We start from the raw sequence: 24980 nt of genomic DNA on the forward strand, positions 1-24980 counted from the left end.
TTTACACCCCTCATTTTGAAATAGCGCCGCGACCCGGTTGTCCTAATTTAGTCGCGTCTCCTGCCGGTGCATCTCCCGCCATTTTTTTTGCTTGTTGATCGGATGCAACCATCCGCTGGCATTGCAGGAACTTAAAACTCCAGACGATGACCACGCGCCTTCGATTGCATGCTTCGCGGATCCTCACACTTGTCCTGATCCTTCCTGGATTATTACTTTCCAAGGAAGGCAACGGGCAGCATGCCGACTGGGAGAACCCGCAGCTGTTTGAACAAGGTAAGGAGGCGGCCCATGCGCCCTTTATGGTCTATGCCAACAAAGCCGACGCACTTGCCGGAGACGTCGCTCGGTCACCCTTTTTTCAATCGTTGAACGGGACCTGGAAATTTTTATACACGGATGATTTCCGCAGGCGGCCCGTCGACTTTTACGCGCCGGGGTTCAACGATGCTGCCTGGAGCAACCTGCCGGTACCTTCCAACTGGGAGCTGCAGGGTTTCGGGCTGCCCATTTATACCAACATCATCTACCCGTTTCCGAAGAACCCCCCGTTCGTAGGCAACGATAACCCGGTAGGATCCTACCGGAAAGAATTCACCGTACCGGAAGGCTGGAGCGGGAAGCAGGTGCTGCTGCATTTTGGTTCGATAACCGGCTGCGCCTTCGTGTATGTCAACGGGCAGAAAGCCGGTATGTCGAAAGCGTCGAAAACGGCAGCGGAGTTCAATATCACTCCCTACCTGCAAAAGGGCCGGAACGTACTGGCGGTGCAGGTATTCCGGTGGCACGACGGCAGCTACCTCGAAGACCAGGACTTTTGGCGGTTGAGCGGTATCGAGCGCGACGTATTCATGTATGCCTTGCCTTCCCTTTCTCTTTGGGACTTCTTCGTGAAAGCCGACCTGGATGCCCGCTATCGGAACGGAACGTTGTCTGCCGATGTCGTGCTGCGGAATTTCGACAACCGAGTGGCCGGCGATGCGGACGTACTGATGGAGTTGTTCGATACCCAAGGCCAATTGATGTTCAGCCAGAAGAAGCGCGTAAAAGCCGGCAGCGAAAAGTCCGCTTCCGTTGCCTTTAGCGCCAGCATCCCGAATCCCCTGAAATGGAGTGCGGAAACGCCGCATTTATACAACTGCGTGCTCACGCTGCAGCAACCGTCCGGCAAAGTGATCCAAAGCACCGCTGCCAAGGTCGGGTTCCGTAAAGTAGAGATCAGGAATGCCCAGCTACTGGTGAACGGGAAGAAGGTGATGATGCATGGGGTGAACCGCCATGAGCACGACGAGCTGTTAGGTCATGTGCCCACAAGGGAGCTGATGCTGAAAGACATCCGGCTGATGAAGCAGTACAACATCAACGCGGTGCGTACGGCCCACTATCCCAACGATCCCTATTGGTTGAAGCTGTGCGACGAGTACGGGCTGTACGTGATCGACGAGGCAAACGTGGAGATACACGGTATGGGTGTGCTGCCGCAACGCAATTTCGACACCACCGTGCACCCGGCATACCTGCCCGAATGGGCACCGTCGATCATGGACCGCATCGTGCGCATGGTGGAGCGGGACAAGAACCACGCATCGGTGGTCATCTGGAGCATGGGCAACGAGTGCGGCAACGGCAAGGTGTTTCATGATGCCTACCTGTGGATGAAGGGCCGCGATGCGGCGCGGCCGGTGCTGTTCGAGCAGTCAGACGAAGATTGGAATACGGATATCGTGAGCCCGATGTACCCCTCGATCCAGCACATGAAGAAATACGCCAACGACAGGACGAAGAGCCGGCCGTACATCATGTGCGAGTTCTCGCACGCCATGGGCAACAGCAGCGGTAATTTCCAGACCTACTTCGATATTATCAAGGCAAGTCCGCACATGCAGGGCGGCTTTATCTGGGATTGGGTGGATCAGGGAATCAAAACCAAGGATCAGCATGGACGGGCCTTCTGGGGCTATGGAGGCGACTTCGGCGCGGGCCATCTGCAGAACGACGAGAACTTCTGCGCCAACGGGCTGGTGGCCGCCGACCGTAGTCCGCACCCCGGCATCTACGAGGTGAAAAAGGTCTACCAGGATATCATCTTCAAAGATGTAGACTGGCGGAACGGACGCTTGCTCGTGGAGAACAACTTTGCATTTACCGATTTGTCCGGCTACGGGTTCAAATGGCAACTGCTGAAAGATGGATTGCCGGTTTCCTCGGATACGTTCTCCCTGTCCACCGCACCGGGCCTTTCGTCGGAGGTGACCGTGAAGCTGCCGGTGATGGGAAATGACGGCGAGTATATGCTCAATGTTTTTGCGATGGCGAAAGCGCCGACCGAGATGATTCCGGCTGGCCATGAAGTGGCGCGGGAACAGTTTGGAAGCAGCAGCCGTTCTTTCTTTGCCGGTGTCGCTGCGGCAAAAGGCACCCTGGAGGTGCGGCAGGCGGATAACCGGATCCATTTCAGGTCGGGCAGCATCGAAGGCAGCTTCGATACCCGGCAGGGCAAGTTGACCGCGTACCGGTCAGGGAATCATTCCGTGATGGCAGGCTTCCCCGAGCCGTACTTCTGGCGGGCGCCCACCGACAACGACTTCGGCAGCCAGATGCCCGCCAGGCTCGGTTTCTGGCGCAGCGCTCATGGACTGCTGCAACTCGATACCGTGATCGTGCACCAACAGGACAACGACGGCCTCCGGATTGAGTGCCGGTACCTGATGCAAGCCACCTCCGTACCGTATAGCCTCGTGTACCAGCTCCTGAACAACGGCGCGATCAAGGTGACGGCCTCCATCGATATGGGAGACAAAAAGCTCCCGGAGATGCCCCGCTTCGGTATGCGGCTCTCCGTTCCGAAAAGCTACGAGCAAATTGACTTTTACGGCAGGGGCCCCTGGGAAAACTACAGCGATCGCAACACCGCCGCTTTTGTGGGCAGGTACCGGCAGAAGGCCGGCGAGCAATTCGTGGCCAATTACGTCCGCCCGCAGGAGAACGGGTATAAGACCGATATCCGCTGGGTGCAGTTGTATGATGCGCAGAACAGGGGACTAAAGATCACCGGCCTGCAGCCCATTTGCTTCAGCGCGCTGCCCTACCTGGCCGAAGACCTGGATCCCGGTGTCACGAAGAAGCAGCAGCATCCGTCCAACCTCAACGAGCGCAAATTCACGTCGGTGCATATCGACCTCGCGCAGCGCGGCGTTGGGGGAGATAACAGCTGGGGCGCGCCTCCCCATCAGCCTTACCTGCTTACGAAGCCCAGGTACACGTATAGCTACATCATCGAGCCGCTCTCAAACTAACTATATGCAAACAGTGACCCGCCTCTTGTTGGTGTGGATGGCGCTGGGCATTGCCCACACGGTGCAGGCACAGGCCGGCAAGCGGAAAAAGCCCAATATCATCCTGATCTATACCGATGACCTCGGATATGGCGACGTGAGCAGCTACGGCACTTCGGCCATTCCGACACCCAATATCGACCGGCTGGCGAAGCAGGGCGTGCGGTTCACCAATGCCCATGCTACCGCGGCTACCTGCACGCCTTCGCGCTATTCGCTGCTGACGGGCAAATATGCCTGGCGGAAAGAGGGGACGGGAATCGCACCGGGCGATGCAAAGCTGCTGATACCGGTTACCACCACCACACTTCCCGGAATGCTGCAGAAAGCCGGGTACCGCACCGCGGTGGTAGGAAAATGGCACCTGGGACTTGGCGACGAGAAAGGGCCCGACTGGAACGGGAAGATCGCACCGGGTCCCTTGGAGATCGGGTTCAACTACTCATTCCTGATACCGGCCACCGGCGACCGGGTGCCCTGCGTCTTTGTCGAGAATCACCGGGTGCAGAACCTGAGCAAGGACGACCCGATCACCGTCAGCTACAAGACACCGGTAGATCCGGCTGCCCCGACGGGCAAAGGAAATCCAGAGATCCTGCGGCTGCACCCTTCGCACGGGCACGACATGACGATCGTCAATGGTATCAGTCGGATCGGGTACATGAGCGGCGGCAAGTCGGCGTTGTGGAGGGATGAGGACTTCGCGGATGTGCTCGTACAAAAAGCGGCTGCCTTCATCAGTGAGCAGAAGGCTAACCCGTTCTTCCTCTACTTCTCAACGCACGACATACATGTGCCCCGGATCGCGCACGAACGCTTTGCCAATAAAAGCGGGTTCGGTCCGAGGGGCGACGTATTGCTGCAGCTGGATTGGACCGTTGGGCAGATCGAAGAAATACTGAAAAGAAACGGGCTGCTGGAAAATACGCTCGTCATTTTTACCAGCGACAACGGGCAGGTGGTCGACGACGGGTACAAAGACGAGGCGGTGGACCGGCTGGGTGGTCACCGGCCCGGCGGCATCTACCGGGGTGGTAAATACAGCGCCTTCGAGGCCGGAACGAGGGTTCCGTTCATCGTAAGCTGGAAAGGAACGATCGGCTCCGGAAAAGTGAACGATGCCCTGTTCAGCCAGGTCGACCTGTATGCATCGCTGGCGGCCCTGGCTGGCGTAGCCGTCGACAACGGCCAGGCTCCGGACAGTAAGAACAGCCTGCCGGTTCTGTTGAACCAAAGTCAGCAGCCACGGGCGTTTCTGGTGGAGCAATCGCTCCATTCCACGCTCTCGCTTCTCGTCGGGCACTGGAAGTACATCGAGCCTTCGAAGGGGCCGAGAATAAACAAGGAAACGAACACGGAATTGGGCAACCTGCCGGAGCCGCAACTCTACAACCTGGCCGAAGACCCGGGCGAAACCACGAACCTCGCTGCGTCGCATGCTGGTAAAGTAGCGGAGATGAAAGCCCTGCTCGAAAACATCAGGCAGAACAGGTAGCATTTTCAAAACAAGATTTCTGATCATAACCGGCTGACCCGAGTGAAGCATTTCCATCCAGTATATGTATTCGTGTTTTGGATATTGATCGCCGGTGCTCCGGCCTGTCAGGCCGACCGACGAGACCAACAGGCTCTGGCAACGCACGATTCCACTGTTTCGTGTATGGCCGCACCCGCGCGGTTTGCAGGCGGACCCGTTCCCATGGATCTGGCCCAGGGAAACGATACCTCTATTGCGGGAATGGTCCTGATACCTGCCGGAAGCTTCGACATGGGCGGTGACAACAGCCAGGCCTCCGCCGACGAGTTCCCGAAGCATCGGGTGCAGGTATCTGCATTTTATATGGATGCCACGGAGGTCACCAACGCACAGTTCCGGGCGTTTGTTGCCGCAACCGGCTATATCACTACCGCTGAACAAAGGCCGGTTTGGGAAGAGCTGAAGAAAACCCTCCCAGCCGGCGCGCAACGACCACCCGACAGCATTATGGTGGCGGCTTCATTGGTCTTCCGGCCCGGCAACGGCCCTGTTGACCTCAACGATTTTTCGCGTTGGTGGAGTTGGGTGCCCGGCGCCGATTGGCGGCATCCGCAAGGACCAGGAAGCTCCATCGACGGAAAAGAGGAGTACCCGGTGGTACATGTGAGCTGGTTCGATGCCCTTGCCTATTGCAAGTGGGCAGGCAAGCGGTTGCCGACCGAAGCGGAATGGGAGTATGCCGCGAGGGGAGGGCAGGAAAGCCAGGTCTATCCCTGGGGTAACGAGCACGTGCATGCCGGTGCACCGAAGGCCAACAGCTGGGAAGGGAAGTTTCCCTATCTCAACGAGCAGCGGGATGGCTACGTCACCTCGGCCCCGGTAAAACGCTACACGCCCAACAAACTGGGCTTGTACGATATGGCAGGCAATGTATGGGAGTGGTGCAACGACTGGTACGCGGCAGACCATTACCAAGCGCTGTCGGGCCGGACAAGCGTAAACCCCGCCGGCCCGGAAAAAAGCCACGACCCGCAGGATCCTTACGCTGCAAAAAGGGTCTTACGCGGCGGGAGCTTTTTGTGCAACGACAGCTACTGCTCCGGCTACCGCGTGGCCCGCAGAATGAAAAGCAGTCCGGATACGGGCCTCGAGCATACGGGCTTCCGGTGCGTGAAGGATGTGGTGACGAAGTAGCCGGCGAGCCAATTTTATGACCAGACTTAAACGTTCAAACAGATGCGCACAAGAGGATTCTATTTCGGTGTTATGGCGGTGTTGATGGCGCTGGCCTCCTGTTCCGTGCAAAAAAACGCGGCCCGGCAAACCATGGGCACGTCGAAAGAAGAGGTGTTGGGCATCATCCGGCAGGTAAATGATCATTGGCAGGCAGGCAATTCGCCGAAGCAGCGATCGTTCTGGGATGTGGCGGCCTACCACACCGGCAATATGGAGGCCTATTTCCTTACCAGGGAAGAGGCCTACCGGAGGTATTCCGAAGAATGGGCAACCCACAACGAATGGAAAGGAGCGAAGAGTGATAACAAGTCGGAATGGAAATTCACGTACGGGGAGAAGGACGACTACGTGCTGTTTGGCGACTGGCAGATCTGCTTTCAGACCTATGTCGATCTCTATACCCTTCAACCGGATTCGACCAGGGTGGCCCGGGCACGGGAGGTGATGGAATACCAGATGAGCACAGCCCGCAACGACTACTGGTGGTGGGCCGACGGGCTGTACATGGTGATGCCGGTGATGACGAAGCTCCATAAGCTCACCGGCAACCCTCTCTACCTCGAGAAGCTTCACGAATATTTCACCTATGCCAACAGCATCATATACGACCCTGAAGCGAAGCTGTATTATCGCGATGCCAAATACGTTTATCCGAAGCATAAGAGCACCGGCGGAAAGAAAGATTTCTGGGCGCGTGGAGATGGATGGGTATTTGCCGGCCTGGCCAAGGTGCTGCGCGACCTACCCGCTACGGACAAGCACCGCGACGAATATATTGCGAAGTACAAAGGTATGGCCGTGGCCATCAGGGCAACGCAGCAACCGGGAGGCTACTGGACACGCAGCCTGCTGGATTCGGCGCATGCACCCGGTCCCGAAACAAGCGGTACCGCGTTCTTCACCTATGGCTTGCTCTGGGGCGTCAATAACGGCTACTTAGAGGCAAAAGACTACCTGCCGGTTGTACAGCGAAGCTGGAACTACCTCTCCCGCACGGCACTCCAGGCCGGCGGCAAAGTGGGATACGTGCAGCCGATCGGCGAACGGGCCATCCCGGGACAGGTCGTGAATCAAAACTCCACGTCGAATTTCGGCGTAGGCGCCTTTCTCCTGGCCGCCTGCGAAATGTATCGTTTTCTGGAGCGATAACCGGCTCAGGGCATCAGCTTGGGCTTTCGGTAAACCAAAGACTATTAGAACATGGGAGCGATCATGAACATAGCAAGGGCCCTGTTCCTGGGTAGCATCGTAGTGGCGCAAAGCGGTTGCCGGCCGATCGGCGGCAGCGCCCATACGGAGACAGCATTCCGGGGCGAAGGCTACCGGTTGGTGTGGGCCGACGAATTCAACCGGGAAGGGAAACCGGATGCCAGCAACTGGCGTTACGAAAAGGGTTTTGTGCGCAATGACGAAGCGCAGTGGTACACCGAGGAAAACGCCTGGTGTGCCAACGGACTGCTGGTGATCGAAGGAAGAAAAGCAAGCCTGCCAAACCCGCTTTATGAAGAGGGCAGCCAGGACTGGCGCAAGCGGCGAAAGTCGATCGATTACACGGCGTCCAGTATTCATACCAATGGTAAACATGCGTGGCAGTACGGGCGCTTTGTGATGCGGGGACGAATCGACATCGGCCCCGGCCTGTGGCCGGCGTGGTGGACGCTTGGTACATCGGGCCGCTGGCCGGCGAACGGGGAGATCGACATCATGGAATATTACAGCGGCAAGCTGCTGGCCAATGTGGCCTGTCTCGGGCCCGATCGGAAAGCCGAGTGGTACAGTAATACTTTTAATACCGACTCCCTGGGCGGAGCGGCCTGGGCGTCGCGGTTTCACGTGTGGCGGATGGACTGGGACTCCTCGGCCATCGAACTGTACGTCGACGATCAACTCCTCAACCGGGTGGAACTGGACAAGCTGGTGAACAAAGACGGCAGTGGGGTCAATCCGTTCCGGCAGCCGCATTACCTGCTGCTGAACCTGGCGATGGGCGGACAACGCGGAGGTCCCATGAACGCCACGCGATTTCCGAACCGCTTCGAAGTCGACTACGTTCGCGTATACCAGAAGCCATAGGGAATGCTTCGAAAATCAAGAGGAACCCCGTTTAGCTTCTTTTTGATTCGCCGCGAAGCCTGTGCAACAGTCGCATCCGGCGTACATGAACGCCCGTGCAAAAGAAAGTCCCCTAGAAAGAGGACCCGGCAACGATTGCTTTGAAAAGTGGAAAAGTGATGGTGTCTAACATACAGCTAATCTTCTTATGATCGTCTCCCTGCCCTGTACGATCGTGATCTGGTAAGATCCCCTGCCCAGGCCATCGTTCAGTCTTACCGCAACATTATTCGCCCGATTCAGCTTTCTGCTAAGGATCAATGTTCCACACGCATCGGAAATGCTCACCTCGATTTCTCCTTTGATAGCTGCGCTGGCGTTCAGGGCAAATATGCAAGGACTATCCGCGATGACCGGGAACGGATAAAATAGTAGCGGGTCGTCGTCAGAAAGAAGCGGTGCGGCGGCTGTTTCATGTCCGGACCTGTCGGCGGGTTCCTGGTGCAGCAGCGGGTCGGTCATAGGTGTTGCTTTCATAACGATCGTATCGGCAAATGATCATCGGTTCTTACAGGCCCGGGGACTGTGCCCTTTAGCACTTGAGCCTGGGACTGCTGTTCTGGTCTCAACGCGTTCTCTAAACGGGCATGCGGAATTTTTATCAATTGATCCGATAAAGCTATCCGGCTTCCTCATTTTGCGGAGGGGGCAAACAAGTTAAAAAATGGGGGCTGTTGTATTTTTCAGGCCACCAAGTCCAGATGATTGCCGACCGGTATCCACTTCGCGCACAGCAGCTGTTCCCTAAAGCGGGCATCTTCCGGCGGGTTCCCCGGCCTGTGTGGGAGCGGGGCCTGTTCTTGACACAACAGTACCTGTTTATTGCGCGGCTCGCAGGCCCGCCGCTGACGAGTCCGGTTTAGCTTTACCCCATCCAGCAAAGGAACAAGCTGCCGGAGCAAAACCAGCCTGCAACCAGGGCCACCGGCAGTCACATTTTCCCTGCAACTTTGAACCGGGACCGAGAATTTAGTGGCTCCATCAACAAACTGCTTCCGACCATGAATACGATGCGCAGCGCCGGGCGCCGGCAACCGCTGACCAGGTGGCTCGCTTTACTGCTGCTCCTGCTGCAGCAGCAGGACGCCGGGGCCACGAACTACTATATCAATTCGGTGCTCGGTAACGACGCCAATAAGGCCACGCACCAACGTAGCCCGTGGAAAACGACGGCTCCTTTGAAGCAGGTTCAACTGAAGCCCGGCGACTCGGTGCTGTTTGCGACGGGACAATCCTTCACCGGTATGTTGTACCTGGAAAATGTAGTGGCCCGCGAAAAGAGACCGGTGGTGATCGGCAGCTATTTCTTTGGCGGGAGCAAACGCCGGCCCGTGCTGGACGCCGGCGATTCGTTGTACACGATACTGGTGCGCCACTCGTCGTACCTGAAGATCACCGGACTTGAGATCACGGCCCGCGTTCCGTACGGAGGGGTGCATCCGGCCGGCACCAACCTGATGCGCTGCGGCATCCTGGTGGAGCTCACGAGAAACGAGCAGCACCGCAACATCGAGCTCGACAACCTGTTGATCCACGACGTGTATTTCCATCCACTCGGGTTCAGGCGTTCGGCAGAAGAGATCAGGACAGCCAATGGCACGCAAAGCTATGGCTGGGGCGTGCGGTTCATCAACAACAGCACCGGCGGAAAGCTAACCCACATCAAGGTCACCAATACGGAGATCTACAACGTCAGTCATACCGGGCTCAAGTTTACCGCGCCCGCCGGCGGGCTGCAGCACGTAGTGGTCGCCCATTGCAGGGTGCGCCACACCGGGGGGCCAGGCATGCAGTTATCCGGGGTCACCGGCGGGCATCTCCATCACAACAGAATCGACCATTCCGGCTCGGTGCAGGATAGCCGCAACTGGGGGCGGGGTAGTGGCTTGTGGACCTGGAGCTGCAGCAACATCCTGATCGAGCACAACCGGTTTGAGCATGCCAACGGACCCGGCGATTCGGCCGGCGTGCACATCGACTTCAACTGCAGCGACGTGATCGTACAATATAATTTCAGCGCAAACAATGCGGGTGGATTCTGCGAGATCCTCGGTAACAACTACAACTGCGCCTACCGGTACAACATCAGCGTGAACGACGGGTTCCGCATCAAAGGGCAGAACGGCGCATTCCAGGAGGGCAAGGTGTTCTGGCTAAGCGGCTACCAGGGCGAAAAGAAAACGCCACATGGACCTTTCAATAGCTATTTCTACAACAATACCGTTTTCGTGGATACGACGATCACGCCGAAGATCTCGATCAGCAGCAGCGCCAGGGGCATCCTGATCGCCAACAACCTGTTCTACTTCGGGAGGGATGCGATCATTGTTACCGGCGACCAGAAGAAGAATGAGGCCGCCAGTCAATATGCAGCGGACGTGGTATTCACAAACAATTTTTTCCTGCGGAGGTCGGCATGGCCGGAGCAGCTGTTCGTGGATAGCCTGCCCTCGATCGGTCCGCTGAAGTTCGTCAAGAGCGGCGGACTTGATCCGGAGCACTATATACCCGTCGATGGGTCGCTCATAAAGGACAAAGGGATCATGATCCGGAAAATACCCGGCGACAGCAAAGGGCTGTTCCCCGGACTGCACGTAGCGCGCGACTTTCTCGGCAACCCGGTAAGCGGGTTGCCCGATATCGGGGCCATCGAGCTGTACTCAAAACCTAAGCGCAGGTAACAATGTTGTTGCTGATCAGGGCGCTGTTCGCGCTGCCAACGGATGCAGGCCGGAAGCGTGGGAACGTCGTAGGCCCCTCCGAAAATCGTTAGGGAGCGCGGCAACGACGCCGTGGAAGCACTCAACCAAATGCATATATATGTGGAAGCCCGTTTTGTTATTACTGTTGGTTGCGCTGACCGCTGCCCGGGCGGGGGCGCAGGGCAATACCCGTGCGCCCAACGTGATCGTGCTCCTGGCCGACGACCTTGGCTGGAAGGACCTGGGTTGTTATGGAAGCAGCTTTTATGAAACACCCAACCTCGACAGGCTGGCAGCGGCCGGCACCCGGTTCACACAAGCGTATGCCACCAGCCCCGTGTGCAGCCCTACCCGCGCCAGCATCCTCACCGGCAAGTACCCGGTGAGAACGGGGGTTACCGATTGGATCCGCGGCCGGCAGGAGGCAGGAGTGGCTCGGCCTTTCGAAAAGCTGGTGGCCCAACAAACAGCCTATCAACTTGCGCTGGAGGAGAAAACCTTGGCGGAAACCGCACGGGAACAAGGGTACCAGACTTTTTTTGCCGGCAAGTGGCACCTGGGCGAAGAGGAAGCGTACTGGCCCGCGGCGCAGGGTTTCCAGGTCAACAAAGGCGGGTGGAGCAACGGCGCCCCGACAGGAAGGATCAACGACAGCACGGGCGGCTTTTTCACGCCCTACGCCAACCCGACGCTCACCGACGGCCCCGCTGGCGAATACCTTACCGACCGCTGACCGCGGAGTCGCTGCAGTTTATCGAAGAGCACAAGCAACAGCCTTTTCTGCTGTTCTATTCCTTATACGCCGTGCATAACCCGCTGCAGGCGCCTAAGCCGTTGATCGCGAAATATGCCGCGCGGCAAAAAGCGCTGGGGATTCCGGCCAACGACCGCTTTGCGAAGGATGAAGACTGGATGCGGCACGAAAGCGGGTGGCGTCGTAGGCGGGTGCAGGACCACCCTGCGTATGCGGCCATGATCGAGAACATGGACTGGAACATCGGCCGCCTGATCGACAAGCTCCGCGCTTCCGGGCTCGATAGCAATACGCTGGTGATCTTTACGTCGGACAACGGCGGGCTCAGCACGGCCGAGGGAAGCCCCACCACCAACGCGCCGTTGCGCGCCGGCAAAGGCTGGCTGTATGAAGGTGGGATCCGTGTGCCCCTCATCGTGTATTGGAAGGGCAGGGCCGAAGCGGGCGCCGTGTCGGAGCTACCTGTAAACAGCGCCGACCTGTTCACGACCATTGCAAAGGCCATCAACGCCCGGAACCGGAAAGGAACGGGCATCGATGGCGAGGACCTGTTTGAGCTGCTCACCCGGCCCGGAGCGTCCAAAAGCCGTCCGCTTTTCTGGCACTACCCGCACTACAGCAACCAGGGCGGCAGGCCCGGCGCGGCGATCCGGGAAGGTGCGTTCAAGCTTGTTTATCATTACGAAGAAGATGCGATAGAACTGTTCAACATCGATGCGGATATCGCTGAAAAAAAGGACCTTGCCACTACCCACCGGCGCATCGCCGGCAGGCTGAAGCGGAAGCTGTTTCAATGGCTGGATGCGCACCGTGCGGCCCGGCCAGCAAAGAACCCGGGTTACGTAGCGAATCCGGCGTCCGCAGCGAAACCGCTTCCGAAGTGACCGTATTTGTACAAATTGGAAAAACCGGTAAATTTCTGCTGGCTGCCGTTGCCCGGGCCTTCTTGCACCCGCTTCCGGTTCGTTCTTTTTGGGCGCCGAAGGTCGTTCGCAAGCGGCGGTTTCAGTGAGGAGCCGACACGCGCCGTGCGCCGCCGTTTGCCGGGCCCAATGCTGAATGAAACGCACCGTATTATTGAATCGGACGCCGACCTGCCTTATCAATGAATAATGCGTACTTAGACCAACCATTACCGAACAACTAAAACTTCCACGATGCTTGTGTTGAAAAAAAGATTGCTTACCCATCTTGGCCTCCTCGGCCTGTTGCTTTTGCTCGGCGCACAAGTATTTGCTCAAGGCACGGTGGTTACCGGAACGGTTGTTGGCGGTGCCGACAATGCGCCGTTGGCCGGGGTGTCGGTGGTGGAGCAGGGGTCAAAGGGCGGAACAACCACGAACGAAAAGGGCGCCTTCAGCTTGCGCGTGTCTTCCGCTCAACCGGTGATCACGTTCAGCAATATCGGGTATCAGCCCTATACCTTTACCTGGGACGGCGCGTCGCCCATTGGCATCAAACTGGAGCCTTCCGCTACCACCATGCAGGACGTTGTAGTGGTGGGTTATGGCGTGCAGAAGAAAGTGAACCAGACCGGCTCCACGCAAACGGTGAAGTTCGATGACGCCGTGAACCAGCCGGTCACCAACTCCGGACAGCTGATGTACGGTAAATTCTCCGGAGTCCAGATCACCCAGGGCAGCGGGCTTCCCGGCAATGATGCCTCGAGTGTCATCATCAGGGGCGTGGGCACCTTCGGTTCCACCAACCCGCTGGTGGTGATCGACAACATACAGTATATCGGCCTCACCGCGTTCAACAACCTGGCCCCTTCCGACATCGAAACGATATCCGTTCTGAAAGATGCCTCGGCGAGTGCCATCTATGGCGCCCGCGGCGCCAACGGCGTGATCGTGGTTACGACCAAAAAGGGTAAGAACGGGGCGATGAGCGTGCTCTATAATGCCTACACCGGTTTTCAGGAAGTGACGGTAGTGCCCAAATACCTGGATGCCGTAAACTATGCCCGCCTCATGCGGGAGAAGTACATCAACCTGAACGGTCCCACTGCCTCCATCCGGTATTCCGACGCCGATATTCAGGCCATCATCAACGGCACCGACCGCGACCGGTATGCCAACACCAACTGGGCGAAGGAGATCCTTCGGAGGGCGCCGATCCAGAATCATTACCTGGCATTTTCCGGTGGGAACGACAGGACGACGTACCGCGTTTCGCTGGGCTACCTGGGACAGGAGGCGGTGGTGCGCGGCAAGTTCAAATCCGACCGGTTCAACCTGGGCATGAACCTGAGCTCGAAGGTGAAGAGCTGGCTGACCATTTCGAACGTCACCAACGCCTACTGGGCACGGTTCAAAGGCCCGTTCGGGGGACCCTCGGCAATCACGGGCGAGACCGGGATCATCAACCATTTCCAGCGCTCGGCGCCCACCATTCCGGCTTACTACTCCAACGGCAACTACGGCATCGTGGATGGGTCCTACCAGAATGTGAATTTCAGCTTTCCCGCCACCAATCCCTTGCAGCGGGGCGAGCTGGGCGATTACACGAGCGACGACCTGAACGTCGCGAACCGCTTTGAGATCAAAGCCGACATTACGAAGAACCTTTCACTCGAAACAAGCGGGAGCCTGAACCTGAATTATGACATGGTTTCCAATTTCAGCCCTACCAACAGCACCTTCGACTGGGCAGGCAACCTGATCAACACGACACCGGTGAATGCGTTGAGCAACAGTACCAACTTCAACTACCGGCTGCTCAACGAGAACCTGCTGCGGTACCACCGTGTCTTCAGCGACAAGCATGATGTTTCGGTGCTGCTCGGCCACTCGCTGAACTATAACCGGAACGACGGATTTGCCGGTTCGTTACAGGGCTTTCCGTCGAATAGCCTGCAGGAGTTCAATGCGGGGGGCGTCCTCAATCCGAATGTCTCGGGCGGCGCAACGGAAGAAGCCGTACAATCGTTCTTCGGGCGGATCAATTACATCCTGAACAACAAGTATCTTTTTGAATTCAACGTACGGAGAGACGGCTCGTCGAAGTTTGGGGAGTCGAACCGCTATGGTACCTTCCCCTCTGCCTCCGCCGGGTGGAAGATCAGCGAGGAGCCTTTCCTCAACAAGGTAGGCTGGATCTCCGACCTGAAAGTGCGCGCCAGCTGGGGGATCACGGGGAATGACAACATCGGCAATTACATTTTTGACCAGACCTACAACGCCGGCATCGATTACTACCTCGGCACCGGCGTGGTCGGCGCCGTTGCCATCACGTCGCTTGCCAACCCGGGCATCAGCTGGGAGAAAGTGGAGCAGTACGACATCGGCCTCGATGCGAGCCTGTTCAGGAACCGCCTTTCGATCACCGCCGACTACTTCAAGCGCTCCAGTTCCGACCTGTTGTACGGCAATTATCCCATCCCCAGCACCATCGGGGTGCCCAACCTCGCCGCGCAGAATGCCGCCGCGATGGTGAACAGCGGTGTGGAGCTCGCCGCTAATTTCCGCGGAAAGGTCAAAACATTTAACTACAGCTTCGGCGGCAGCCTCACCCTATTTGGCGCCAATAAGGTCACGAGCCTGGGCGAGCGGGGCCTCGAAACGATCGGTGGCCAAAGCATCATCCGGCTGGGGGCTCCGTTCAATGCGTATTACGGGTACCAGGTGCTGGGCGTATTCCAGACGGCCGCCGAGGTGGCCGCGGCGCCCAGGCAATTCGGCAGTACCCGAACGGCGCCGGGCGACCTGCGGTACGCGGATATCTCCGGACCCAAGGACGTACCCGACGGTGTGGTCGACGCGTTTGACCGGACCATCATCGGTAACCCATACCCCGAGCTGATTTATAATTTCAATACCAATCTTTCGTTCAAGGCCTTCGACATGAGCGTCCAGTTTGAAGGGATCGGTGGCCTGGATCGCATCCTCAACGACAACGGGCAGCTACCGATGGAGGGCGACCGGAACAATGCCCTCGCGTATTGGGTGGACCGGTGGACGCCGGAGAACCCGTCTGCGAAGCTGCCCCGGCTTGGAGGCGTCAACAACGCCCTCGTTTCCACCTTCTACGTGCAGGACGCATCCTACCTGAGGCTCCGGAACCTGGAGATCGGGTATACCATTCCCGTCTCGTTCACCCAGAAGTTCGGGGTGTCCAAACTAAGGTTCTATGCCGGCGGTCAAAACCTGCTGACGTTTACGAAAATGAAAGACTTCGACCCCGAGCGGGCGCGGGGTGCGGGCACCGACCAGCTGACTCCCCTGTATAAAGTGTATACCCTGGGCGTAAACCTCAAATTCTGACTGCGATGAAAAAATTGATCCTTATATCCTTTGTGTTTGCGATCAGCAGCTGCTCCAAGAACTTTCTCGACAAGCATTCGCTGACCCAGATTGCCGCAGATAATTTCTGGAAATCCGAAGCCGATGCGCTGCTCGGCATCAACGGCATCTATGATGTATTGCAGGACAGGAGTATGTATAGCGGCTCCCTGAACGGCGTTACCGGCTTTCCGATGTACGACAATTTCGGTGACAACTGCTTTAACTCGTACAAGTTCGAAGGCCCGGGAAATTACATGGAGGGAAACCTCGATCCTTCGGACGGCGCGCGCAACCTGTTCACGCCACTTTGGGTATCCTCCTACAAGGGTATTGCCCGGGCCAACGTAGCCATCGAGAACATCGCGAAAATGCCCGCGTCGGCCATTTCCGAGGCGAAGAAGAAAGTATTGCACGGCCAGGCGCTGTTCCTGAGATCGTTGTTCTACATGAACCTGGCGGTCTATTACCAGGATGTGCCGCTGATCCTCAAGGTGCAATCACTGGAGGAAGCTTACGTCAGGAAGAATACCTATCAGGAAGTGGCCGCACAGGTGGTCCGGGACCTGAAAGAGGCGGCCGACCTGCTGCCAGCGTCCTACCCTCCGGCTCAGTACGGGTACGCCACGAAGGGAGCGGCGTTGGGTTTGCTGGCGCGGTTCCAGTTGTACAACAAGGATTACCAGGGCGTGCTGGACGCCACCGCCTCCATCCTCACCTTAGGGTATGTACTGAACAGCAACTATGCCCAGCTGTTCACCGAGGCCGGCGAGAACTCCAAGGAAATTCTGTTCTCCGTGCGCTTCTTCCAGGACAACAACGTAACGGCAAATGGAGAATTGTTCTCCGCCACGTTCAATGGGATTCCGAAGATCAATTCCCAGCCAATGCCGAACCTGGTCCGCGACTACTATTGCACCGATGGCAAGCCGATCACCACCTCGCCGTTGTACAACGCTGCCAATCCGAAAAACAACAGGGATCCACGGCTGGCAGCTTCGGTCTATTTCCGGAACGATGTGTTCCTTACGGACATCAACCGGGTGTTCATGGGCAACACCTCTACGACCTATGGGCTGAAGAAATACCTGAGAACCCTCAACACGTCCGCAGCCGGTGTGGCGGTGTTCAACCCGGGCGGCCAGGATTTCATTGTGCTTCGCTATGCCGATGTGTTGCTCATGCGCGCCGAAGCGCTGATCGAGCTGAACCAGTTGGGCACGCCCGTGTACGACCTGATCAACCAGGTTCGCGCAAGGGTGAGCATGCCCAGTATCCAGGCAGTGGAAGGCACCAACCTGGGACAAGCGGCCCTGCGCGACATACTCCGGCACGAACGGAGGGTGGAGCTGGCGCTGGAGGGATTGCGCTTTTTCGACCTGAAGCGCTGGGGCACGGTGCAGCAGGCCTTCCAGGCTGCAGCCGCCGATAACGTGGTGAACTACCGGAACATCGTATACCGCGGACTGAAGTCTTCGACCTTCCCCATCCCGCAGAGTGAGCTGGATGCGAATTCCAATCTTACCCAGAACCCCGCCTGGCAGTGATGCCGTAGCCCGCTTTCTGTACTTTTTTGAAGACGACCGGATGCCCGCTTACCGCCGTGGTGAGCTGTGCCCGGCCGGGGTTACAGCAGCAACCGGCCTACCCTCACATGGCTTTCACTGTTTCTATCCAACTGTAATAACCTGATGCGACGATTCCTGTTTTTATGCGCTTTCACCTGCCTGCTTGGCGCTGCGGCATCGGCACAGCCTAAAAAGCTCGGTGAGCTGTGGTTTGATTCGGAAAACAAGATGATCAACGCGCATGGCGGCGGCATGCTCTATCACAAGAATACCTATTATTGGTTCGGTGAGTTCAAGGGTACGGGGAAAGACGGTAACCTGGCGATGGATGGCGTAAGTTGCTATTCGTCGCGCGACCTGGTCAATTGGAAAAACGAGGGCATGGCCCTGAAGATGATCGCCGATACGAATAGTCTTTTGCAGCCCGGTTGTGTGCTCGAAAGACCCAAGGTGATCTACAACGCGCAGACAAAGAAGTTTGTGATGTGGTTTCACCACGAATTGAAAGGCCAGGGCTACAGCGCGGCGCTGACCGGCCTAGCCATTGCCGATAATCCTTCCGGGCCGTACCGGTATGTCAAAAGCCTGCGGCCCAACAGGAATGTATGGCCTGCCAACTTCCCGGAAGACCAGAAGCGTGCGCTGGATTACACGTTGCTGAAAAGAAAAGACTCCGGTTGGCAAGGGAAGGTGATCGAGGGAATGCTGGTGCGCCGAGACTTTGAAAAGGGCCAGATGTCGCGGGATATGACCTTGTTCGTAGATGATGATGGTACCGCTTACCACGTTGCCTCTTCCGAGGATAACCAGACCCTGCACGTTTCCAGGCTCACGGAAGACTATACCGGCTTCACCGGCGAATACCACCGCATCCTTCCCGGGCAAAGCAATGAGGCACCAGCCATCTTCAGGCACCGGAACAAGTACTACCTGGTCGCATCCGGTACTACGGGTTGGGATCCGAACCCGGGCCGGTCCTTTGTAGCTACGTCGCTGTACGGTCCCTGGCATTCATTGGGCAATCCCGTACGCGGCACGGAGCAGGAGCGGGCCACGACCTTTCGCTCACAAAGCACCTATGTGCTGAAGGTTGCCGGAAAGAAGGATGCATTCGTTTACTTGGGCGACCGGTGGACGCCCGACAATGCCGCCGAAGGGAAATACATCTGGCTGCCGATCACCTTCGAGGACGAAAAGCCGGTGCTCTATTGGAAAGAGACCTGGCCTCCGGAATAGAAAAGCGTGGCTGCATCGGCATCTCGCGCAGTACATCCCTCGTTGACGCCGATCAGCCGGATGCCGGGATGCGCCGGAAATGATCGCTGTCTTGCGGGCGCATGCTAACGGGCGCTCGTTGTTTGATACCGGGCCACCGCCTACGAATAGTCCTGCCGCACTGGTGCGTACGATCTTTAGTACACGTGCGTAATGAGGTTGTCGACGGTCTGCAGTAGCGATGCGCTGACCAGGTAGGAATCGTGCCTGGCGGCATGCTTTGTTTTCAGCTTTTCGATCAGGTGCTCGCACAGGTGGATCACGTCGTCCTTATGGATCGGTTTGCCCGGTACCAGCAGGGGCTTGTGGATCTCGAAGTCGTCGCGCAGCAGGTCGGTCACCGGCACCTGCAGGATCTCGGAGAGCTGCTTTACGTGGTGCACCGTCAGCTGGGTGAGGTTGTTCTCGATCTTGCTGTACGCATTCTGCGAGATGCCCATCTGCGTGGCCACGTATTTCTGCGAATAATTCTTGAGCTCCCGGTAGCGGCGGATGGCGGATCCTGGCATGTTGCGTCGTTTTGTGGAAGAAGTGACGTCCGGATAACACGGAGCGCCGCACAAAGTTCAGGCAACACTCAAAAATCATCCGGGCAGACGTCCTGCGGCCCAAATTACAGAAATACGCGCACGTTCTTTTTTTGCCTGCAGCTCCGCCACTTTTCGCCGCGCCTCCCAGGTTTTCTGCTCCCGCGCATTCACCAGAAAGAGCGATCCGTCGCCGTTGCGGAAGCGCAGCTCTTCACCCCGCTGCAGGGCCACGTACGAATTCAGCAGTGCCTGCTGCTGCGTAAGGAGGCGGCCCGTCTGCAGCCATTCCGCATCGTATTGGCGCAGTTTCGTCAGCAGCTGCACCTGCTTGTTGGCAGCTTCGAGCTCGGCCTGCTGTAGCTTGAGCCGCGCGGCCTGCCAGGCGCCACGGCCCTCCGAAAGGCGGAGCGGTACCGAGACGCGCAAGCCGAAGCGGTAGTCGTTGGCGAGGAGCGGAGCGTTGAACGTTTTACCGATATCGTGCCCCTTGTACAGCCATTGATATTTAAGGTCCACCTCGGGGAGCAGCGACTGGAACTTGAGCCGCCGGTCGATCCGCAGTGCCTGCAGCTTGAAGCGGTATTGGAGTATCCCCGGGTGATCGGGGAGCAGTTGCTGCAGGTCGTTGAGGGGTGGGGGCGTGCCCGGGGAGAGTAATTGGGGCACGGCGTCCGACGGTAGTTCTACGGGTGTTGTTCCATCCTTCCAGAGGTAGGCCGCCAACTCGAGGCGGGCCTTCTGCAGGCGGAGGAGCGCTTCCTCGCGGGCAAAGGCGAAGGCCTGCACCTGCGTAGCTGCTTCCACCGTGTCGAGCGCCGCACGGTCGCCAAGCTGCACGTAGGTACGCACCATGCGGAGCCGCTGCGCCGCGAGGTCGAGCGCGCTGTCGGACTGCTGCAGCACGGTATAGGCTTCCCACCAATGCCAGTAGGCGGTCAGTGCGTCGTAAAGAAGGTTGTTGAGCGCCTCGCGGCGCGCGGCCTCCGATGCCTCCACGAGCACCTGTGCGGTGCGGAGTGCGGCCCGCCGCTTATCGAACAGGAGGCGCTGCCCCAGCGGCACCGACACGCCTACATAACTGAGGGCGCCCGGCGTCACCTCCGGATTCAGCCGGGATCCGCGCGCCTCCTCGAGGCCAGCCGTTACGTCAATGCCATACCAGGTGGGCACTTTCAGCTCCGTTTGCCAGCGGTCGTAGTAGGTGGTTCCCACAAGGTCCTTCTGGTTGCTGCTGCCACCGATAACGGGGTCAAAGGCGCCGCGCCGCGAAAGCAGCCCCGCGCGGGCCACGGCCACCTCGGTGCGCGCCACGCGCGCTACCGGGTGCTGCTCCCGCACCACCGCCAGGAGCTCGCTTTCCCGGAACACCGTTTGTGCCGTTGCCGGCCCAAAAAGCGCCAGGAGCAGGATCAGGAGCGACGTTCTCATTTCTTGCTGTTTTTGTCCTGCCCGGACGGCTTGTAATAATCCGGCGGGAAGGCGTTGATGTTGCGCCACAGCTCGTACCATACCGGTACGTTCTTGAGCAGGGCGATGCCGTTGGCACCCGTGCCGATGCGGAGCTCGGGCGGCCAGGGCCGGTAGTCGCGGTGCTCGCGCACCAGCACGCGGAAGGTGCCGTTGGCGCTTACGTCGCTTTCCACTGCCGACACGATGCCTTCGAAAGTGCCAAACGAGGCAGAAGGCCAGCCGCTGAACACGATGGCGGGAAAGCCGTCGAATACAAAGCGTACTTTCTGGCCCACCGATACCAGCGGGAGGTCTACCGGGCGCACGAAGAGCTCCACGGCCGGGTCGATCTTGGTGGGAACGATGTGCACCAGCATGTCGCCTTCTTTCAGGATCTCACCGATGCCGCTGGCGCGCGCCTTCACCACCTGCCCGTCTTGCGGAGCGAGGATGGCGTACATGCCGTTGCGGATCACGTAGCTCGCGTACTGGTTCTGCAGCTTCGCGATCTCGCCCTGCCCGCCCGCGATCTGCGAGAGGGATCCGAGCCGGTCGCTCTCCGCCTTTGCCTTTTTCTCGAGGTACTCCTGCTGAACGGCGTTGAACTCGATCCGCACGATGCCGATCTCCTGGCGGGTGGCGAGAAGCCTGTTCTCGGCGCCGGTCTTTTTGGCGAGCGCCTGCTGCAGCGCCGCATTGCGGCTTTCGAGCTGGGTGAGCGAAACGAGGCCGCTGTCGTGCAGCGCTCGCTGCCGGTTGTATTGGGCGGTGGCGATGCTCCAGTCGTTGTTGGCCGATTGAACGTCCATGCTGTCGGCACGCAGCTTGGCCTCGAGCTGCAGGAGCTTGCCGGTGAGCTGCTGCAGCTTCGCGCTCCGGGCGCCGCCGAGGGCGCCGATCTGGCTTTCGGCAGCGGATACCTTACCGCCGTAGTAGTCGATCGCCGCTTTCTTGGCGCTGATCTGCTCGCCGGTACGCGTCAACAGGGCAGGGTCGAGGTAGTCGGCCTTTACCTCGGAAAGACGGGCGATGGTATCACCGCGACGCACGTAGTCGCCTTCCTTCACGTACCACTGCTCCACGCGGCCGGCGATGATGCTGTTGATCTCCTGCGGCCGCTGCTCCTGGCGGAGCGCCGTTACGGTGCCGCGGGCACGGATGTTCTGGGTCCAGGGGAGCAGGAGGAGCACGATGCATAAGAAAAGCAGGAACAGTAGCCAGCGGCGCAGGTGCCGCGGGATCTGGTGGCCGTACACATGCCGGTAAGCCGAGAATTCGGGTTCCATAAAGTTCGTTTGTGTTTTTCCGTTAGAGTTGAATGACGCGCTGTGCCCTTGCGGTAAATTCGGGGTCGGCGGTGCTCAGCACCACAGTGGTGCCTTCGAGGCCGAGCAGGAGGGAGCGGATGCGGCTTTTGTACGGCTCCTCGATGCCGCGCCAGGGCTCTTCGAGCAGCAGGAGCCGGGGGCGGTGCGCGAGCGCCCGCACGAGCAGGATCTTTTGCACCACATGGCCGGCAAGGCGCCGCCCCGTCGGGTCGAGCTCGGTGTCGTAGCCTTCGGGGAGACTCTGCACAAAAGATTGCAGGCCCGTTTCGGCGATGAGCTGCTGGAGATAGGCACGGTCAACTTCGCGGCCCATGGTCAGGTTCTCCCAGAGGGTGCCGTGAAACACCTGCTCGTGCTGCAGAAAGATGCCCAGGTGCTGCCGTAGGGCGGGCAGGTCGTAGTTGCCGAGCGGCACGCCGTTGATGGTGAGGGCGCCGTTGTAGCGCGGGTAGAGGCCCGCCAGCAGCTTCAGCAGGGTGGAGCGCCCGGCGCCTTCGGGGCCGAGCAGGCAGGCTTTTTCGCCGGCTTCCACCCGGAAGCTGAGCCCGTTGAGGACCTGGCGGCCCTCGTACCCGAAGCGGAGCCCGCTCGCCTCAACGCGGAATCCCTGGCCGGGGTCGGGCATGTAAGTGCCGGAGGCTTCCACCGGCTTGTCGGTGAGCTTGCTGATCTTTTCAACGGCCGTCAGGATGTCGTAGACGCTGTCGAGGTTGATGATGATTTTTTCGATGGCATTGATGACCGTAAGTATGATAATCTCGGCGGCTACGAACTGGCCGATGTTGATCTGTTGGCGCAGGAGCAGCACCACACCCACGATGAGCATTGCGGCCGTGATGCCCACCTTGAAGACAACCAGGGTGCGGTATTGCGCGAGCAGCACCCGGAAGTGCCGGGTACGGGAGCCGAGGTAACGCACGGTATGCTCGTCGGCCTTGCGGAGGTGTAGGCCGCCACTGGCAAACTTGAACGGCTTTACCACCCGGGCCAGTTCTTCAAACCAGCTGGCTACGGCATACTTATGCCGGCTCTCCTCCAGGCTGCTGTGCAGGCCGGATTCGCCGGTGGCCCACAAGATGGCCCAAAGCAGCAGCACCAGCACGATGCCGAAGAGGATGAAAGAGGGGTGGTAAAAGGAAAGCAGGATAAGGCCGAACAGGATCTGGATGAGCGCCGTGGGCAGGTCGAGCAGCAGCTTCGAGAAGCCTTTTTGCAGCGATACCGTCTCAAAGAAGCGGTTGACGAGCTCGGGAAGGTAGACGCCGTCGGCCTTCTGGAGGTCGAGGCGGGGGATGCGGGTGGCGAACGCATGGGCGTAGCGCACGAACAGGCGTTGCTGGATCTTTTCGATGGCCCGCATCTGCCCGATCTGGAGGGCGCCGACGAGCAACACGCCGGTGACGATGAGGGAAATAAGCAGTACGAGGGAGGCCGACAGGGTGCCGGCGAGCACGAAGCCGATGATGGACTGGATGCCTACTGGCAGGGAAAGCTGGATAAGACCGTTCAGGGTCGCATACACATAGATCGGGGTGATGTCCGAGCGTTCTTCCCGCAGCAGGTTCCAGATCCGGGCGGCGGGGCCGGGTTTGGTAACCATAAAGCAGAGTTGTTAGCGTGAAAGATAGGGAATCAGAGGCTGGCTAACAGGCGCGGTCGGGAGGAGGGGTGTGGGTGTCGAGGTCCGGCGGCGGGTTAAACCGTACGACGAGCCGGGCCCAGGGGAGGGGACAATCAGTAAAGACAACAGGAGCAGGTGCCGCAGCGAGGTATTCCTTCACTACTTTCTTGGCCTTTGCTTCCGGCTCACCGGGCTTGTCCTCGTCTACGCAGGTAAAGAGGACACCGTCGGCAGCCTCCAGCCAGTGTGCGACCGGGATGGCCTGCACACACAAGAGGAGCAACAGGAAAATGGCGACGGCTTTTTTCATTGGTACGCGAAGTAACGGAGCGCCATCGGGCCGTCCAAAACCGGCGGCTTGTTTTACAACCATTGGCTATATATTAAACAACTGGGCTATGGCAGGGCTTCCGGGGCGCGATTGCTGCGAAACGGAGACAGCTCGCTACGGATGAGCCGGTGGCACAGCAATTGTAAAAATGCGCCCATACAGATGAACCGGCCACCGGCCGCCTAAACCTACAGCCATGTCTTTTCGCTTTGCTTCCGCCCCTCATTGCCTGGCCTTGCTCCTCATTGCCACCTTTTGCTCCTGTGTCAATACGAAGAAGGTCACCTACCTCAACGATGTCCCGGCGCACCTCGTGATGAACGCTCCCCCGATCATCGAGCAGCGGATCGCCCCGAGCGATATCCTCAACATCCAGGTCACCAGCCCGAACCCGGAGGCGACGGCCATCTTCAATGCCCCGGGGGTGACGACCGTGGCCGGCACCAACAACCAGCAGACGACCGGCTACCTCGTTGATTCGGATGGCTACCTTCAGTTTCCCCTCGTGGGCCGGATCAGGGCCGCCGGGCTTACCAAAAAGGAGTTCACCGACACGCTGCGTAACCAGCTCATAGACAAAAAGTTGCTCCTGGACCCCGTTGTGGCCGTCCGATTCCTCAATTTTCGCGTGACCGTGCTCGGCGAGGTGGCCCGCCCGACCGTAGTGCCGGTACCAAATGAAAAAATTTCGTTATTGGAAGCCATCGGCATGGCCGGCGACCTGACGATCTTCGGCCGGCGCGACAACATCCTGCTCATCCGTGAAGAGGGGGGGCAACGGACGATGCACCGCATCAATTTAAACTCAAAAGACCTGTTTTCCTCCGAGTACTACTACCTCCGCAATGGCGACATCGTTTATGCCGAGCCCAACAAGGCAAAAGTGGCCAGCGCTACCAACTCCCGGCAGTTGCTTCCCATCATATTAAGTGGCCTGTCGTTTGTTGCCATCATCTTCGATCGCGCCACGCGATAAGAA

At 58.6% G+C, this 24980-nt stretch carries 18 protein-coding genes; 12 read left to right on the forward strand and 6 right to left on the reverse strand.

The features are described 5' to 3' along the window. Positions 1 to 146: 146 nt before the first annotated feature. From lacZ to ABD937_RS09515, 5 genes are all read left to right on the forward strand, one after another. Positions 147 to 3296, forward strand: coding sequence for a beta-galactosidase, LacZ type (lacZ, locus tag ABD937_RS09495; RefSeq protein WP_345255345.1), 3150 nt, complete (start codon positions 147 to 149; stop codon positions 3294 to 3296). A gap of 4 nt (positions 3297 to 3300) precedes the next feature. Then, positions 3301 to 4830: a sulfatase family protein gene (locus ABD937_RS09500; protein WP_345255347.1), complete on the forward strand. Its 1530-nt coding sequence runs from the start codon at positions 3301 to 3303 to the stop codon at positions 4828 to 4830. A gap of 243 nt (positions 4831 to 5073) precedes the next feature. Next, a complete protein-coding gene (locus tag ABD937_RS09505) occupies positions 5074 to 6006 on the forward strand; it encodes a formylglycine-generating enzyme family protein (RefSeq protein WP_345255349.1) in 933 nt (310 codons plus the stop codon). 42 nt (positions 6007 to 6048) lie between these two features. Further along, entirely contained in the window at positions 6049 to 7197 is a 1149-nt protein-coding gene (locus ABD937_RS09510) for a glycoside hydrolase family 88/105 protein (protein WP_345255351.1), read from the forward strand. Between the two features lie 63 nt (positions 7198 to 7260). Then, the gene (locus ABD937_RS09515; RefSeq protein ID WP_345255352.1) at positions 7261 to 8121 is read left to right on the forward strand and encodes a glycoside hydrolase family 16 protein; all 861 of its coding nucleotides are present in this window, start codon (positions 7261 to 7263) and stop codon (positions 8119 to 8121) included. 165 nt (positions 8122 to 8286) lie between these two features. Here ABD937_RS09515 and ABD937_RS09520 read toward each other — a convergent pair whose 3' ends face one another. Beyond that, positions 8287 to 8622 carry a hypothetical protein gene (locus ABD937_RS09520; protein WP_345255354.1) on the reverse strand — a complete coding sequence of 112 codons (336 nt, stop codon included), beginning with the start codon at positions 8620 to 8622 and terminating at the stop codon, positions 8287 to 8289. Between the two features lie 539 nt (positions 8623 to 9161). On the opposite strand from ABD937_RS09520, the gene ABD937_RS09525 reads away from it, so the two are divergent. The 6 genes from ABD937_RS09525 (at position 9162) to ABD937_RS09550 (ending at position 18703) form a co-directional block, all read left to right on the forward strand. After that, complete coding sequence (locus ABD937_RS09525; protein WP_345255355.1) at positions 9162 to 10841, forward strand: right-handed parallel beta-helix repeat-containing protein; 1680 nt, start codon at positions 9162 to 9164, stop codon at positions 10839 to 10841. 139 nt (positions 10842 to 10980) lie between these two features. Then, positions 10981 to 11595, forward strand: a complete 615-nt coding sequence (locus ABD937_RS09530; protein ID WP_345255356.1) for a sulfatase-like hydrolase/transferase — start codon at positions 10981 to 10983, stop codon at positions 11593 to 11595. Then, positions 11478 to 12500, forward strand: coding sequence for a sulfatase-like hydrolase/transferase (locus ABD937_RS09535; RefSeq protein WP_345255358.1), 1023 nt, complete (start codon positions 11478 to 11480; stop codon positions 12498 to 12500). The genes ABD937_RS09530 and ABD937_RS09535 overlap by 118 nt, the downstream gene beginning before the upstream one ends. Before the next feature lie 273 nt (positions 12501 to 12773). Further along, a complete protein-coding gene (locus ABD937_RS09540; RefSeq protein WP_345255359.1) occupies positions 12774 to 15881 on the forward strand; it encodes a SusC/RagA family TonB-linked outer membrane protein in 3108 nt (1035 codons plus the stop codon). A gap of 5 nt (positions 15882 to 15886) precedes the next feature. Continuing rightward, the gene (locus tag ABD937_RS09545) at positions 15887 to 17446 is read left to right on the forward strand and encodes a RagB/SusD family nutrient uptake outer membrane protein (RefSeq protein WP_345255361.1); all 1560 of its coding nucleotides are present in this window, start codon (positions 15887 to 15889) and stop codon (positions 17444 to 17446) included. Positions 17447 to 17590: 144 nt separating this feature from the next. Beyond that, the gene (locus ABD937_RS09550) at positions 17591 to 18703 is read left to right on the forward strand and encodes a glycoside hydrolase family 43 protein (protein ID WP_345255362.1); all 1113 of its coding nucleotides are present in this window, start codon (positions 17591 to 17593) and stop codon (positions 18701 to 18703) included. A gap of 176 nt (positions 18704 to 18879) precedes the next feature. Here the strand turns inward: ABD937_RS09550 and ABD937_RS09555 are convergent, their stop codons facing one another. The 5 genes from ABD937_RS09555 to ABD937_RS09575 all read right to left on the reverse strand — a co-directional run bounded on the left by ABD937_RS09555 (position 18880) and on the right by ABD937_RS09575 (position 23980). Beyond that, positions 18880 to 19251, reverse strand: a complete 372-nt coding sequence (locus ABD937_RS09555) for a helix-turn-helix domain-containing protein (RefSeq protein ID WP_345255363.1) — start codon at positions 19249 to 19251, stop codon at positions 18880 to 18882. A 75-nt stretch (positions 19252 to 19326) separates the two neighbouring features. Continuing rightward, positions 19327 to 20700 (reverse strand): TolC family protein, encoded by a 1374-nt coding sequence (locus tag ABD937_RS09560; protein ID WP_345255364.1) that lies wholly within the window; start codon positions 20698 to 20700, stop codon positions 19327 to 19329. Then, positions 20697 to 22007 carry an HlyD family secretion protein gene (locus tag ABD937_RS09565; protein ID WP_345255366.1) on the reverse strand — a complete coding sequence of 437 codons (1311 nt, stop codon included), beginning with the start codon at positions 22005 to 22007 and terminating at the stop codon, positions 20697 to 20699. Before ABD937_RS09565 ends, ABD937_RS09560 begins: the two co-directional genes overlap by 4 nt. Positions 22008 to 22029: 22 nt before the next feature. After that, a complete protein-coding gene (locus tag ABD937_RS09570; protein ID WP_345255368.1) occupies positions 22030 to 23649 on the reverse strand; it encodes a peptidase domain-containing ABC transporter in 1620 nt (539 codons plus the stop codon). A 43-nt stretch (positions 23650 to 23692) separates the two neighbouring features. After that, complete coding sequence (locus ABD937_RS09575) at positions 23693 to 23980, reverse strand: hypothetical protein (protein ID WP_345255369.1); 288 nt, start codon at positions 23978 to 23980, stop codon at positions 23693 to 23695. A gap of 217 nt (positions 23981 to 24197) precedes the next feature. Here ABD937_RS09575 and ABD937_RS09580 point away from each other — a divergent pair, with 217 nt between their 5' ends. Continuing rightward, positions 24198 to 24977 carry a polysaccharide biosynthesis/export family protein gene (locus tag ABD937_RS09580; RefSeq protein WP_345255370.1) on the forward strand — a complete coding sequence of 260 codons (780 nt, stop codon included), beginning with the start codon at positions 24198 to 24200 and terminating at the stop codon, positions 24975 to 24977. The last annotated feature ends 3 nt before the right edge of the window (positions 24978 to 24980 follow it).

The organism is Flaviaestuariibacter amylovorans (genome assembly GCF_039541815.1).
Lineage (GTDB): Bacteria > Bacteroidota > Bacteroidia > Chitinophagales > Chitinophagaceae > Flavisolibacter > Flavisolibacter amylovorans.